The 14,850-nt window shown below is 56.2% G+C and carries 14 protein-coding genes and 1 riboswitch; of the genes, 2 read left to right on the top strand and 12 right to left on the bottom strand.

Annotated elements, in window-relative coordinates; genetic code table 11:
- Nucleotides 1–54: 54 nt before the first annotated feature.
- The 4 genes from spoVAE to MHH28_RS30380 form a co-directional block, all read right to left on the bottom strand.
- The gene (gene spoVAE / locus MHH28_RS30395; protein WP_036697920.1) at nucleotides 55–405 is read right to left on the bottom strand and encodes a stage V sporulation protein AE; all 351 of its coding nucleotides are present in this window, start codon (nucleotides 403–405) and stop codon (nucleotides 55–57) included.
- A complete protein-coding gene (spoVAD, locus tag MHH28_RS30390) occupies nucleotides 402–1,436 on the bottom strand; it encodes a stage V sporulation protein AD (RefSeq protein ID WP_405108965.1) in 1,035 nt (344 codons plus the stop codon). Before spoVAD ends, spoVAE begins: the two co-directional genes overlap by 4 nt.
- A 3-nt stretch (nucleotides 1,437–1,439) precedes the next feature.
- Nucleotides 1,440–1,937: a stage V sporulation protein AC gene (gene spoVAC / locus MHH28_RS30385; RefSeq protein ID WP_340026770.1), complete on the bottom strand. Its 498-nt coding sequence runs from the start codon at nucleotides 1,935–1,937 to the stop codon at nucleotides 1,440–1,442.
- 133 nt (nucleotides 1,938–2,070) lie between these two features.
- A complete protein-coding gene (locus MHH28_RS30380) occupies nucleotides 2,071–2,247 on the bottom strand; it encodes a hypothetical protein (protein ID WP_405108961.1) in 177 nt (58 codons plus the stop codon).
- Between the two features lie 148 nt (nucleotides 2,248–2,395).
- Here MHH28_RS30380 and MHH28_RS30375 point away from each other — a divergent pair, with 148 nt between their 5' ends.
- Nucleotides 2,396–3,469, top strand: a complete 1,074-nt coding sequence (locus MHH28_RS30375) for a M42 family metallopeptidase (RefSeq protein WP_405108958.1) — start codon at nucleotides 2,396–2,398, stop codon at nucleotides 3,467–3,469.
- Between the two features lie 108 nt (nucleotides 3,470–3,577).
- Here MHH28_RS30375 and MHH28_RS30370 read toward each other — a convergent pair whose 3' ends face one another.
- From MHH28_RS30370 to MHH28_RS30335, 8 genes are all read right to left on the bottom strand, one after another.
- Complete coding sequence (locus MHH28_RS30370) at nucleotides 3,578–4,723, bottom strand: mannitol-1-phosphate 5-dehydrogenase (RefSeq protein ID WP_405117330.1); 1,146 nt, start codon at nucleotides 4,721–4,723, stop codon at nucleotides 3,578–3,580.
- Entirely contained in the window at nucleotides 4,723–5,157 is a 435-nt protein-coding gene (locus MHH28_RS30365; RefSeq protein ID WP_341019648.1) for a PTS sugar transporter subunit IIA, read from the bottom strand. The genes MHH28_RS30370 and MHH28_RS30365 overlap by 1 nt, the downstream gene beginning before the upstream one ends.
- A 16-nt stretch (nucleotides 5,158–5,173) precedes the next feature.
- Nucleotides 5,174–7,240, bottom strand: a complete 2,067-nt coding sequence (locus MHH28_RS30360) for a BglG family transcription antiterminator (protein WP_405108956.1) — start codon at nucleotides 7,238–7,240, stop codon at nucleotides 5,174–5,176.
- A 105-nt stretch (nucleotides 7,241–7,345) separates the two neighbouring features.
- The gene (locus MHH28_RS30355) at nucleotides 7,346–8,785 is read right to left on the bottom strand and encodes a PTS mannitol transporter subunit IICB (protein ID WP_405108953.1); all 1,440 of its coding nucleotides are present in this window, start codon (nucleotides 8,783–8,785) and stop codon (nucleotides 7,346–7,348) included.
- Nucleotides 8,786–9,195: 410 nt separating this feature from the next.
- Nucleotides 9,196–10,059, bottom strand: a complete 864-nt coding sequence (locus MHH28_RS30350) for an aldo/keto reductase (RefSeq protein ID WP_405108950.1) — start codon at nucleotides 10,057–10,059, stop codon at nucleotides 9,196–9,198.
- 111 nt (nucleotides 10,060–10,170) lie between these two features.
- Entirely contained in the window at nucleotides 10,171–10,485 is a 315-nt protein-coding gene (locus MHH28_RS30345) for a DMT family transporter (RefSeq protein WP_405108947.1), read from the bottom strand.
- Between the two features lies 1 nt (nucleotide 10,486).
- Nucleotides 10,487–10,846 (bottom strand): DMT family transporter, encoded by a 360-nt coding sequence (locus tag MHH28_RS30340; RefSeq protein ID WP_405108944.1) that lies wholly within the window; start codon nucleotides 10,844–10,846, stop codon nucleotides 10,487–10,489.
- 58 nt (nucleotides 10,847–10,904) lie between these two features.
- A riboswitch (guanidine-I (ykkC/yxkD leader) is annotated at nucleotides 10,905–11,018 on the bottom strand.
- Nucleotides 11,019–11,135: 117 nt separating this feature from the next.
- Entirely contained in the window at nucleotides 11,136–13,415 is a 2,280-nt protein-coding gene (locus MHH28_RS30335; RefSeq protein WP_405108941.1) for a glycoside hydrolase family 3 C-terminal domain-containing protein, read from the bottom strand.
- Nucleotides 13,416–13,534: 119 nt separating this feature from the next.
- On the opposite strand from MHH28_RS30335, the gene MHH28_RS30330 reads away from it, so the two are divergent.
- The gene (locus MHH28_RS30330) at nucleotides 13,535–14,842 is read left to right on the top strand and encodes a helix-turn-helix domain-containing protein (RefSeq protein ID WP_405108939.1); all 1,308 of its coding nucleotides are present in this window, start codon (nucleotides 13,535–13,537) and stop codon (nucleotides 14,840–14,842) included.
- Nucleotides 14,843–14,850: the final 8 nt, after the last annotated feature.

The raw sequence follows: 14,850 nt of genomic DNA, 5'->3' as shown, positions 1-14,850 counted from the left end.
CGCCTTAGGCGATCCCTGAATCAACATATCTATTTATGATCCATCCACCGTAACTTACCCCTTCGGCCGGACGACCAGCGCTGCCAGGAACGAGAAGACAATCGCCGAAGAAATCCCGGCGCTGGTCACATCGAAGATCCCGGTGACGACACCGACCCAGCCATCGCGCTCCAGCTCTGTCAGTGCGCCGTGGACCAGGGAATTCCCGAAGCTGGTAATGGGCACACTGGCCCCGGCTCCGGCGAATTTCACCAGCGGGTCATAGATGCCAAAGGCATCCGCTGCCGCACCAAGCACCACCAGCGTACTCATGGTATGGGCCGGAGTCAGCTTCAGTACATCGAACATCAGCTGGCCGATCACGCATATCGCACCCCCGACCAGAAAAGCCCATAAATAAATCATGCTCCCTCACCTCCGCTCTCAATGGCAACCGCATGGGCCACGCATGGAATACTCTCGCCCTGCTGATAAGATAGCGGGGAGAGCAGCGCTCCAGTCGCCACGATTAATACCCGCTTCAATTCACCCTTCTTCATCCGGCCCATAATATGCCCGTAGGTTACTGTGGCTGAGCATCCCGCGCCGCTTCCCCCGGCAATGACATATTTCTGTTTGTCCAGGTCATACATCATCAGGCCGCAGTCATTGAAGACCGTCTCCTCCATCGGGATACCTTCCTTGGCCAGCAGATCCTTGGCAATCGGCAAGCCGATGGAAGCCAGGTCCCCTGTAACAATCAGGTCATAATAACCGGGCGACAGCCCCGTATCGCGGAAATGCGCCGTGATCGTATCGGCGGCAGCCGGGGCCATGGCTGTTCCCATATTGAACGGATCTTTCAGCCCCAGGTCCATGATACGCCCAAGAGTTGCATACACCACATACGGTCCTTTCACCGTTCCATCGTTCACACCCACTACCGCGCAGCCTGAGCCTGTAACGGTGTACTGGGCGGTAGGCGGCTTTTGCGAGCCATATTCTGTCGGATAGCGGAACTGCTTCTCGACCGTACAATTGTGGCTGGCTGTGCCTGCCAGTGCATACTTCCCGCCGCCGGAATCGACAATCATGGAGGCGATGGCAAGACTCTCCATCGAGGTGGAGCAGGCTCCGAATACGCCGAGATACGGCACGCCGAGCTTGCGCGCGGCGAAGGAGCTGCTGATGATCTGATTCATCAGATCCCCGCCGACGAAGAACTCCAGCTTCTCCTGATCCAGATTCGCATTCATCAGAGCGAGCTTGGAGGCTTTTTCAAACAGGGCGCGCTCTGCCTTCTCCCATGTCTTCTCGCCCATCTCCAGCGTGTCAAAGATGAAGTCGAAGCTTGAGGCCAGCGGCCCTTCCCCCTCTTCAGGCCCAACTACAGTGGCGGTTCCGAGGATCACCGGACGATTTGTAAATTCCCAGGTCTGACTGCCGAGCTGCTTCATCGTTTAATGTGCACCTCCCCAGCCCATAACGGCATACACTACGCCAACGATAAAAGCGGCAACGACACCGAACACAATAACCGATCCGGCCAGCTTGAACATGTTCCCGCCTACACCCAGCACCAGTCCTTCAGCCCGGTGTTCCAGGGCCGCAGAGCACATGCTGTTGGCGAACCCTGTAACGGGCACCGCTGAGCCTGCACCGCACCACTGGGCGAGCTTGTCATACACCCCGAAGCTGGTTAGTATGACGGAGAGCAGAATCAGAATGGCTACTGTCGGGCTTGCCGCCTCTCTTGAGGTCATATCGAATATCGCCATGAACGCTTCCTGAATGCCTTGTCCCAGCACACAGATGAGGCCTCCCGACAGAAAGGCACGGATACAATTCTTGAATACCGGACGGGACGGTACATAAGGCTTGGCCAATTCCTGATAAGACTTCGGGGTCAGACCGTCAAGGTTCAGTTTAACGCCTGACTTTTTTGTTTTTGCCGGCAATGCAGACACCCCCTGAACTGTTAGCTACGAAAGGGAACGGGCAGCGGGTATGCTGATTCCCGTCCCTTCGTGCCATGCGGAATTAAGTTTTCCTTATTGTTCACTTCAGGCGGCTCCATTATGTCCCTCCTGCTCAGGAAAAATAAAACAGCACAACAATCAGCAGCATAAACAGCACCAGAATCAGCACCGCCTCATTCTCCCGCCCGTGCCGGCGGCGGTACCGTCTGGGCAAGCTCTGCCTGCGGGCCGGCACCTTGCGGTATTGAACCGGGCTGCCTGCCCGGGCTACGCTCCCCGAGAGCCACATTCTCCTCGCTTCCTTTCTCCGGCTCCTGCCTGCAGAGCCCTTACCGTATAGTATTCGCACCGGGAGCCACTGTGTTCATTTGCCCTTCCGGCATGGACAAGCGGCGTAAGAGTGTTCATACTAGATGTCATAAAGGAGCGAGATATGTATGAATACAGACACACTTGAATTGTTCAAAACCTTAACAGAATTCCCCTCAGCCCCCGGCTTCGAGCGTGAACTGCGCGCCTATGTCAAAGAGGCGATGACGCCTTATACGGACGAATTCGTACAGGACCGCCTTGGCAGCCTGTTCGGCGTAATGCGCGGTGAAGCTAATGGTCCCAAGATTATGGTGGCCGGACATTTCGATGAAGTCGGCTTCATGGTGACCGGCATTACGGACAACGGGATGATCCGCTTCACTCCGCTGGGCGGGTGGCTGGCTTCGGCCGTGGCCTCACAGCGGCTGCAGATCATTACGCCGAAGGGGACGCTGAACGGCGTGGTCGGCAGCACGCCCATCCACCTGATGAGCGCAGAGGAACGCGGCAAAGCCGGGGAGATCAGCAAGATGTATATCGATATCGGCGCGGACAGCCGCGAGGAGGCGCAGAGCTTCGGCGTAGCTCCGGGACAGCAGATCGTGCCGGTGTGCCCGTTCACGCCGCTGGCCAATCCGAAGAAGATTATGGCCAAGGCATGGGACAACCGCTACGGCGTTGGTCTAGCCATTGAATTAATGAAGGAACTGCACGGCCAGGCATTGCCGAATACACTCTACTGCGGGGCTACCGTTCAGGAAGAGGTCGGGCTGCGCGGGGCCCGGACGGCGGCCAATCTGCTGGCCCCGGATATTTTCTTCGGGCTGGATGCCAGCGCCGCTGCCGATATGACCGGTGACCGCCAGGCCTTCGGCCATCTGGGCCAGGGCGCGCTGCTGCGTATCTTCGACCCGACGATGATTACCCACCGGGGGCTGATTGAATATGTGCAGGATACGGCCGACACCCATAAGATCAAATACCAGTATTTCGTCTCCCAGGGAGGAACGGATGCAGGGCAGGTGCATGTCAGCGGAATCGGTATTCCTTCGGCAGTGATCGGGATCTGCTCCCGCTACATCCACACGGCAACCTCAATCATTCACAGTGATGATTATGCGGCTGCCAAAGAGCTGCTGATCAAGCTCGTGCAAGGGCTGGACCGTACTACACTGCAGACGATTCTTGAGAACAGCTAATCAATCCCCCCACAAAGTGGGGCTTTAGCTCTTTTAAGAATCACAGACTAACCCAAACAGCCGCAGGATAAGCTTATAGGCTTTCCCTGCGGCTGTATTTTTATTTTTTTATTTCAGCTTCGCGTACTGCTCCATTGCGGACCGGTGAATAGGATGATCCGCAGCAAGTCCGGTGTATTTCGTCAGCGCCGCTTCAGCGCCGAGCTCGGCGATTGCAGCTTGCAGCTCCACCGCTTCCGGGTCATCCGCCGCCTTGAACAGCAGCGCACCGGCCATGGAACGCGTCAGCGCCGTGTAGCTGAGCCCTCTGTCATACGCCTGCGTTGCAGGGGATACCAGACGGTCACTTGGCGACAGCTTGCGCAGCGGCGAACGGCCGACACGGGACACCTCATCGGTCAGCGCCGGATTACGGAAGCGTTCCAGGATTTTATCGATATACTTGCTGTGTTCCGCATCATCGAAGCCATGCTTCTGGACCAGCACCGCACCTGTCTCCTCCAGTACCTCACGAACCTTCGCCGTAAGGGCTTCATCTGCCATGGCCTGCTGAATGGTCTCGTAGCCTTCCAGGAAGCCAAGGTATGCCGCAGAGCAGTGGCCCGTGTTCACCGTGAACAGCTTACGTTCAATGTAAGGCTCCAGATTGTCTACGTAATGCACCCCTTCAACCGGCGTATAGCCCGGAAGCATCTGCGAGGCGTCGACCACCCATTCGTAGAACGGCTCAACGACCACCTTCAGAATGTCCTCATGCTGCTGGAGCGGAACGATCCGGTCCACTGCTGCGTTAGGAAAAGCAACGGAAGCTTCCGCCTTCGCACGGGCAGCTTCATCCAGCTTCGCGTAGACCAGCTCCTTGAGCTGCGCACTGCCGCCAATCGCATTCTCGCAGGCAATCACATGCAGCGGCGCGGAAGAGACGGCCACTCTTCTGCGGATGCCCTCTGCCACAGTACCGGCAATATGCTTCAGGATCGACACGCCGACAGCGGTGGTCACCAGATCGGCTTCGGCAATCGCAGCGGCAACTTCTTCACCATGAGTAACACTGCTGAGTGCCGTTACATTTTTGACAATAACCGTCTCCTGACCGTCGCTGGCCATCGTAACCGGATATTCGCCGCGCTCTTGAAGCTGGGAGACAAACGCCTCATTCACATCCACAAAAGTGACCTCATAGCCCGCCTGCGACAGCAGCAGCCCGATGAACCCTCTGCCGATATTGCCTGCGCCGAAATGGACCGCCTTCATCACTCGAGGCCCCCTTCAAAGATTGCAATAACGTCTGCGGCTGTAGGGGCGTTCATCACGCGGTCAATGGCATCATCTTCCGTGAAAATCATCGCCACATTGGTCAGAACCTCCATATGCCCGTCGCCTGCGGCTGCAATCCCGATAACTACGAACGCCGGCTCATCGCCGCCGAAGTCTACCCCGTCAGGGAAACGGATAATAGACAATCCAGTCGATTTGATATAAGGCCGGGCTTCCTTGGTACCATGAGGGATAGCCAAGCCGCCGCCCATATAAGTGGACACTACTTCCTCGCGCTCCAGCATCTTGGGAACATATTCTTCCGTCACATGCCCTGCATCGACCAGCAGCTTGCCCGCCATCTTGATGGCCTCGTATTTATCGTTTGCGGCACCGTGCATAATCACTTTGTTTTCTGACAGTATACTCATATGGTTTCTCCCGCTTTCAACATTTATTTTGGAAAAAATGAAGCAGCTCCGTGGACAAATACCCCCGGATCTCAGTCTCTGATCGTTCCTCCAGCAACTGCACCAGCTCGGAATTGAGCAGCAGCGCGCTGATCTCGCTGAGCACCTCCAGACTCTCCTTGGAGAGTCTGCGCGGAGCCAGCATGAGCAGAATGACTCTGACCTCTGTGTCCCCCTCCAGAATTACCGGCTGCTGCAGCCGGTACAGAGTCAGTGATGACAGGTGGATATGGCTGCTTCGGGTATGGAAAAGCGCCAGCGCTGTGTCCGGGATCACCTGGCTGGTCATCCGCTCCCGTTCGAGCAGACGCTCCAGCACGATGGCGGCATCCCCGACCACGCCGTGTCCATTCAGCATCTCCAGCATTTCCACTATGGTCGCTGACAGATCCATCCCCTTGTTGTCAATCGGATGGAACCGGAACCGCTCCAGCAGGCTCACGATCTCATCCAGAATGCCCTTGTAGCTCCGTAGCCGTTCAAGCGAAGCTTCCTCCCGCACCGGATGATCCGGTTCACCGGACAGCCCCTTCCCGCGTTCCCGCAGCGTCGTATTCTGGATGTAGCTCAGCAGCTTCTCGATCTCTTCGGCGGTAAGCAGGGGGCTGATCTTGATATAACGCTCCTTATCAATCGGCAGATCAATGGTAGAGATAATCAGATCGTAATCTTCATCCGGCAAGCGCGCAGCTTCATACCAGGAGATGTTGCCGAGAATCTCAATCTGCGGCATCTCCTTGGTCAGCCGGGTGGCGAGCAGACGGGAGGAGCTTAGTCCGCTGGCACAGACAAGAATCGCTCTTACGTTGCGCCTTAGCTGGCTCAGCCGCTCGGCGGAAGCTCCGAAATGCATGACCAGAAATCCGATCTCTTCATCCGGGATTTCCAGCTCCAGCTCCATATCCCCAACCGCCGCACGGACGATGTTGAACAGATATTCGTAGTCCCTGCGAATCGGGCCGAGCAGCGGGTTGCGGATACGCGTACCTTCCCGAATCCGCTTCAGCGCCGGATCAATATGCTCCAGCAGCCCCTCGCGCAGGGAGCGGTCACTCTGGAAGGGAAGCCCTGTCCGTTTGACCACACTCTCCGTCAGCTTGTAGACAATCTCCATCAATTCAATATCGCCATAGGCATAGTCCGTAGAGGAGAAGGAATCCTGTACCCGGTCGAACAGCCCGGCGATATACAGAACCTCAACCCGGGGAATCTTAAGGCTAAGCACCTCTGCGAGCTGCTGTACGAATCTCTCGGCTCCGGCAATGTTGCGGTGGTCGGACACCCTGGAATAGCCTGTATCCGCCCCGCTGTCGATGCTCCGGCCAAGCTCAATCCGCCGGGTCGTGACAGCAAGGGCCAGCAGCATTTCCATATAGACAATTTCGGGCAGCTCTGCGGTCCATTTCCATTCCATATCCCACAGCGTATTCTCCACTTCCATGAGGTTGGACTTCCCGACTGTAGTTAATAGAATACGAAAAGCCGGATTGCTCTCAGCCTGAGAACCGTGGCCGACCAGATCAGACAGATCCAGATGCTCGGCAGCCAGCCGCCCAATCGCCCGGCGCTTGTCAATCTCACTTCCGGTAATTTCAACGCCGTAGCCTCTCCTTCGGACCAGCTCCAGTCCGAACTTGCGAACCCATTGCTCCAGTTCATCCAGGTCATAGCTGATAGAGGCCACTGTAACCTTAAGGGAATGTGCAAGAGTGAACAGCTTCACCGGCTCCTCCGCCTCCAGCAGGATGCATAGCTCAAATACCTTGCGGTCTTCTCCCGAATAATCCGCCGGCTTCTCTTCCCGCAGGAACAGGCGCAGCTCCGCAAGACCGGACTCCGGGCCGCTCAACCCGATGCCTTTGCCTGATTTCTTGATCAGATCAAGACCAAAGTTCTCAAGCGCAGACTCTATATCCTCCATCTCCCGGTGTACGGTTCTTACGCTTACTCCGGTAGCCTCGGCAATTTTCACAGCGGTAATCTCTCCGGTGGCTTCGAGCAGAAGCCCAAGGATCTGGCGCTGTCTGGCGGTAATTTTCGTCATTTCCGCTAACCCTCCGCCTTACATCAAGTGGAAACGGCTATGCCGTCCTCTAAGGGACGGCACCGTTTCAGCGAGAACTATACTTAGATTTTACACGTATGCCACTTACTTCAAACGTTCTACCAGCTCATCATATTTCGGACTCTTCAAGAAGTTATCGATCGAGATATGCTCGGCATTCGGATTGCTCGCAATCGCCCGGTCGGTAAGGGTCTTCTGGGTGACTACGATATCCGCGTCCGCCGGAATTTCACTCACCGCAGAGTTCGTAACCGTGATATTCACCCCGGCATTTTGCAGTTTCTTTCGAAGGACCGAAGCGCCCATTGCACTGGAGCCCATTCCTGCATCACAAGCGAAGACAATTTTGTTCACATTAGCCTTAGTACGGACATTGGAAGCTACAGCTGCTGTTGCAGCGGTCTGTGCTGCTGTACCGGCGGATTTCATATCTTTCATTCTGGCTTCTGCCGCTTCCAGATCCATCTCTTCCTCATCGATCTTCTTGGAAGATCTCAGAAGCACAGCCGCGATCAGGAACGAAACGATGGTAGCAACGACAACCCCGGCAATCATTGGAAGATATCCGCCCTTAGGCGTCATTGCGAAGTAAGCAAAGATACTGCCGGGAGAAGGTGACGCTGTAAGTCCTGCGCCAAGAAGCTGGAAGGTAAATGTACCGGACATCCCGCCGCCGATGACTGCCAGAATCAGACGCGGATTCATCAGGATGTAAGGGAAGTAGATCTCATGAATCCCGCCCAGGAAGTGAATGATAATGGCGCCTGGTGCGGAGGATTTGGCAGAGCCTTTGCCCGCCAGCCAGTATGCCAGCAGGATACCCAGACCAGGACCCGGATTCGATTCCAGCATGTAAAGAATAGACTTGCCTATTCTTAAAGATTCTTCTGAAGCAATAGGAGTTAAGATGCCGTGGTTAATCGCATTGTTCAAGAACAATACCTTGGCTGGCTCAATAATGATGTTGATGAGCGGCAGCAGGTTGTGGTTAACCAGGAATTCCACACCGCTTGACAAAATATCGGTCAACCCTTGAACCAGCGGTCCAACGCCTTTTAAGGCTCCCAGCGTCAAAGCGCCGCCGATGATCCCGAGCGAGAAGTTGTTGACCAGCATCTCGAACCCGGCTCTGATTTTGCCGTCCACAGCTCTGTCGAACTGCTTCAGGATCCAGGCGGCCAGCGGACCGACGAGCATGGCACCCAGGAACATTGGAATAGTTGTACCTACGATAACCCCCATGGTCACCAGCGCGCCGATGACAGCACCGCGTTTGCCGTGAACCATCTGTCCACCGGTATAACCGATCAGCAGCGGGAGCAGGTAAGTAATGATTGGACCTACCAGAGCTGCAAGGCTCTCATTGGGATACCAGCCGGTTGGAATGAATAATGCTGTAATTAACCCCCAAGCGATGAATGCGCCGATATTCGGCATAACCATTCCGCTGAGCAGACGACCAAATTGTTGAACCTTCACCCTTGCACCGCCGGATGAAGCTTGTTTCGTTGCCGTTGTGGCCATTTAAGATGCCCCCTTATTGTAATGAACGGGAACCTTCCGTTCTGCATTCTGAAAGGTGTTTTCCCTTTGAACACATCGTAAATCAAAGCGCTTTCTTTGTCACCAAATTGAAAACACGGTTTCGGCATGAACGTTGTTGACAACATTTAAGAGCTCCTGCCAAGAGACTTAAGTCCGGTATCCGCCTTGCTCCCTTCGGCCTACAAGCTTCTCCATAGAATGCACAACTTCACGTATAATATCATCTATAGTTAGCTTTACAACAAAATAACCCCACAAAGTGGGGCTTTAGCGTAGGTGGTGACTCAGGTACTTTGCGGGGACCCCAAAACATATAAATTCTTATCTTTCAAAAAAGCCGCCCCCTTAGCGGAGACAGCTATGTGCCATGCAGCAGCGATTACGTATGATCAAATCATATCCAGCGGAACCTTCCATGACGGCTGCGGAAAAGCATCGTCGAGCTGCCAGAGCTCATCATCTGTGAATACAAGCTTGGCGGCAGCGGCGTTCGCATTCACATGCTCACGGGTGGCAGCCTTGGGAATAGCGATGATGTCCCCGTCACGGAGGGTCCAGGCCAGCAGAACCTGGAGCGGGGTGACCTCATGATTCCGGGCAATCTGCTGCACGGCTTCATTCTCGGTCAGCCCTCTTCTCAGTGTTCCTGCCTGCGCCAGCGGAGAATAGGCCATGACAGGAATCTTATGTCCTCTCAGCCAAGGCAGCAGCTCGTGTTCAATCCCTCGTGAGCCCAGATGATAGAGCACTTGATTCACGGCGCAGTGATTGCCGCCCTGGATGCGCAGCAGCTCCTGCATATCTGGCGTATCCAGGTTGGATACGCCCCAGCGGGCGATTTTACCCGAAGCGACCAGTGCGTCCATCCCCTCTACAGTCTCTTCCAGAGGAATATCGCCACGCCAATGCAGCAGGTACAGGTCCAGGTGGTCTGTGCCGAGCCGCTTCAGGCTGGCTTCGCAGCTGTTGATCAGCTTAGTCCCGCCCGCATTGTGCGGGTACACCTTGGAGACCAGGAATACGCTGTCGCGGATTCCCCGCAGCGCTTCACCGACCAGCTCCTCAGAGCGCCCGTCCCCGTACATCTCGGCGGTATCAATCAGATTCATGCCCAGCTCCACCCCCTGGCGAAGGGCGGCAATCTCTTCAGCCCGGTTCGCCGGCTGGTCGCCAATCCTCCATGTTCCCTGCCCCAGTCTGGGCAGCACAGCTCCGTCCTTCAGGCGGATCGTCTCAGATACAGGTCTGCTCATATGTGATAAGTCTCCTTATAAGAATAATGTTCTTACATACTATACTTACCATATCCGGTGCGGTGAAACATCCGCTAAGTGTCCAACTCGGTAACGTTTCAGCGGAAATGCTCAGCCGATCAGCTTAAGGCCCGCTACAGCTCCCAGAATCACTACAATGCAGGCGATCCGCTTCACATCCCGTGCTTCACCGTAGAACAACATGCCCATAATCGCTGCCCCGGACGCGCCAATCCCTGTCCAGATCGCATACGCAATCCCCATAGGCAGGCTCTCCATCGCCAGAGACAGCAGCAGGAAGCTTGCCCCGAAGCCTAAGATCAACAGGCAGACAGACTGCCAGTTGCGGTCCCTGTGCAGCTTGCCGATCATGGCTACCCCGAACATCTCACATATACCGGCGGCAATCAGCATCACCCATGCCATATCAGTTCAGCTCCCCTTCCGGCTTAGCTTCGGCTTCAGCAGGAGTAACCAGCTTCAAGCCGATAACGCCCGCCAGCAGCAGGCCAATCAGCAGCAGCTTGAGCGGCCGCAGCGGTTCATTGAACAGAATTCCGCCCGCAAGAACGGTACCGGCTGTTCCGAGCCCTACAAACACAGCATATACCGTCCCTACCGGCAGCCTGCCGCTGGCCCAGATGAGAGCGTAGAAGCTGATCAATATGGCTGCTGCCGTAACCGCCCATTCCCATGGAGCGGAGGCGTGCTTCAGGCCGATGACCCATATCACTTCAAAACAGGCAGCGCCTGCAATCATGATCCAGCTCTTGGTGCTTTTCTTCATTTCCCCTGCCTCCTGTTTCATAAAATAAGCCCGGAAGGTTACCGTCTATGCAGACGATACCTCCCGGGCTTTTGTCCCTCCGTGTATACACGGACATCTCTCCATCCGTGCGTTCTCCCTCGGACCAGCCCAGCGGTGTAGAACCCGCTGCGGAACCCTAGAGAACCAATAACAGCTTATTAACTTACATCGTATGGTAGCAAATAACGCTGCGGAATGCAACCCCTGTAGCCGAGCGGAACACCGGGAGCTGAACCCGGATACAGCCTTCCCGCTTGGCTAATAAGTTCTACTCCTGTCCGGCCAGCCTGTTCAGCTCCTGCAGATCCGCTTCCAGATCCGCCTCGGTATACTTGCCCTGGCCGAAGCCGATCATAGCACGCAGCGGCATGTACTTCATCATGGCAAGGAACATCTCCGGATTGTCGCCAAGCGCATCCTCCAGCCCGAACACGCTGCCGAAGCCCTTCGCCTTCTCTGCGGTCAGCGGATTGGCTAGCACATCTCCAACTGTAGTGTTGCGGTGGAACCGGCCGGGCAGCTTCACGGTGGATTCTACCTCCACCTCTGCGCTGAGGCGGATATCCCGGGAGGATGAACCCACGGCAATGCGGAACGTACCGCTCTCCACATGCCAGTCCGCCAGCTGAACATTATAATAAGCGAAGGAGCGCTTATCCAGTGTGAAGGTTACGGCGCGTTCTTCCCCCGGCTGCAGCTCAATCTTGCCGAAGCCCTTCAGCTCCTGCAGAGGACGGATCACGCTGCTCTCCACATCGCTGACATAGAGCTGCACGACCTCCTTGCCCGCTCTGCTGCCGGTATTCTTGACAGTGACCGATACCTGAACGGTATCTGTGTCCTTAATGCGGGTATGATCCAGCCGCAGGTTGCTGTATGCAAATTCGGTGTAGCTGAGGCCGAAGCCGAAGGGGAACAGCGGCTCGATTTCTTTTTTGTCATAATAACGGTAGCCTACGAACAAGCCTTCCTTGTACTCCACGGTATCGCCTTCACCGGGGAAGTTCAGGAAGGACGGATTGTCGCTCAGCTTCATAGGGAAGGTCTCCGCCAGCTTTCCGCTCGGGCTTACTTCGCCGAAGAGCAGGTCCGCAACTGCGCCGCCAAAGGCCTGGCCGCCGAGATATCCTTCAAGCACCGCCTTCGTCTGATGCAGCCAAGGCATCTCGACCGGCGCGCCGTTGCTCAGCACTACAATAATTTCGCTCTGGACCTCGGCCACCGCTTCAATCAGCGCCTTATGGCTGGCAGGAAGCTGCAGATGGCTGCGGTCATAGCCTTCCGATTCGTAACGGTCCGGTAATCCCAGGAACAGCACGGCCGCATCCGCCTTGGCCGCTGTATACCGGGCTTCGCGAAGCAGTTCAGCATTCACCTCGTCACTGGCCAGTTCGTAGCCCTGCGCATACAGGAAGCTGGCCGCATTCCCCGCAACAGATTGCAATTCCTCGAAGGCATCATCCATCCGGGATGGATTCACATGCGAGCTGCCGCCGCCCTGATAGCGCGGCTGCTTGGCGAATTCGCCGATCACGGCAATCCGGCCGCTCTTAGCAAGGGGCAGAATCCCGCCTTCATTCTTCAGCAGCACCATGCTCTCCCGGGCTACTTCGCGTGCAAGCTGATGATGCTTATCTGCATCGAAGACCGCTTGCGGGTTGCGGTTTTCTACACTTTTGAAGATAAAGGCCAGCATCCGCTCTACCGCGAGATCCAGCGTCTCCACCGCCAATTCACCGCTGTTCACCGCAGCTACAATCTTGGCATCGCCGATTCCGCCGCTTGACGGCATCTCCAGCTCCAGTCCCGCCTTCAGCGCTTGCACGCGCTCATTGACCGCTCCCCAGTCGGACACGACGAACCCTTCGAAGCCCCATTCCTCGCGCAGCACCCGGGTCATCAGCTTGTGGCTCTCGGAGGCATACTCCCCGTTCACCTGGTTATAGGAGCTCATTACACTCCACGGCTGGCTCTGCTTCACGGTGCCTTCGAAGCTGGCGAGATAGATCTCACGCAGCGTCCGCTCGTCAATAACAGCATCTACAGACATGCGGCGGTGCTCCTGATTATTCGCGGCAAAATGTTTCAGGGAAGTGCCAACCCCCTGGCTCTGCACACCCTTCACATGATTCGTAGCCATCTCTGAGGCCAGGAACGGGTCCTCCGAGAAATATTCAAAGTTCCGGCCATTGAGCGGAGAGCGCTTGATATTATTGCCCGGTCCGAGCAGAACGGCGACATTCTCCACCTGGCATTCCGTCCCCAGCGCTTCGCCTACCCGGAAGATCAGATCGCGGTCCCACGAGGAGGCAAGTCCCGCCGCTGACGGAAAACAGGTTGCCGGTACGCTGTCGTTCAATCCAAGATGGTCCGCGCTGCCCTGCTGCTTGCGGAGCCCGTGGGGTCCGTCCGTTACCATGACTGAGGGAATGCCCAGACGCTCAATGCTTTTGGTGTTCCAGAAATCCAGCCCGGAGCAGAGTCCGGCCTTCTCTTCCAGTGTCATTTGTGAAATGAGGTTCCGAATCTCCGTTATGTCCTTTGCCATCATGAAGTCCTCCTAAGAATGCGTTTTCTTAACTCCATTCTATACGACTCATCCGGCCAATTATGGTATTCTCATTCGAAATTTGGTATTCTAATCAGATAAAAGAGGGGGAAGTGCCTATGCCGAAGCCTATGCTGAACCACGAAGGAATACAGTACATCTGCAAGCTGATCTACGAAGCTTACCGGGTCCCGGTCCTGTGGCTGGATGAAGCAGCCACGCCCCTTGTAGCGCTGGCACAGGTTGCCGTTGACCGGCCTTCTGTAGAGGGAACGGGCGGACTCCCCCTTGAGGTGATGGAGCTAGTTCGCGGGCGTAGCGCGGCGGTAACGGATGGGACGCATAACGCGGGTGCGGGCGGGACTGCTGCTGCGGCCGCGCCTGTGTTACCGCGTCTGTACATGACCGGCTTCCTGGAGAATTTCATTATTCTCCAGCTTCCCGATGCAGGCAGCGCTGGCGGGGCCATCGTCATCGGCCCGGTGCTGAGCGCACCCGTGTCGGGTGATAATGCAGCCAGCCTGATGCGTGACCACAACATCCCGCACGGGCAGCAGGCAAGCTGGCTGGAGTATTACAGCAGCCTGCCTGTAATCGGCCGGATGCGCTGGTATCATGCAGCGATCCTGCTCTACACGCTTGCTACCGGGCAAGCGTTGTCCGTAACGGAGCTGCTGCTGGCGGCGGGTACGCTGGCGGAACCGTTACCGCAAGCGGACGACAGCCAGGATCTGAATTTGTCCTACCGCCGCGAGCATACATGGCTGCACCATGACCCCATGCAGGAACGTGAGATGTTCCGCCATATCACGAACGGGGACAAGGCTGGGCTGCTGCGGACCTTTGCTTCTTTTGCCGAGGAGAGCTACGGCCGGTTGTCCCGCAAGAGCCAGCTGCGCAGCAAAAAAAACCTGGCCGTCTCCTCCATCACCCTGGCCACCCGCGCAGCAATTGAAGGCGGGCTGTTCTGGGAGGTGGCCTACACTCTGAGCGACTTCCATATCCAGCATATTGAGGAGCTGCGTGATATTCCGGCGGTGGACAGCGCCATGCTGGCCGCTCTATGCGACTTCGCCGATCAGGTGGAGGGCAGCCGCAGCGCAAGGCATTCCCGCATCTCCGACCGGTGCCGGAATTATATTTACAATCATCTGTATGAAGAGCTTCCGCTCAGCAGGCTGGCTGAATATAGCGGAATGAGTGCCAGTTATCTGTCCCAGCTGTTCAAAAAAGAAACCGGCACCGCCATCAGCGACTACATCCAGCAGCAGCGGATCGATGAAGCCAAGCGGCTGATGGAGCTGCCCGGCATTACGCTGTCGGATATCGCTACCCGTCTGCATTTCAACGACCAGAGCTATTTCACCAAGGTGTTCAAGAAATATACCGGCCTCACCCCGAGACAATACAAGCAGCATTCCAGGTAGTTTCCAGA

It is taken from the genome of Paenibacillus sp. FSL K6-1217 (assembly GCF_045040735.1).
Lineage (GTDB): Bacteria > Bacillota > Bacilli > Paenibacillales > Paenibacillaceae > Paenibacillus_AQ.
The sequence above is the reverse complement of the archived record's forward strand: the minus strand, read 5'-3'. Positions and strand labels throughout refer to the sequence as shown.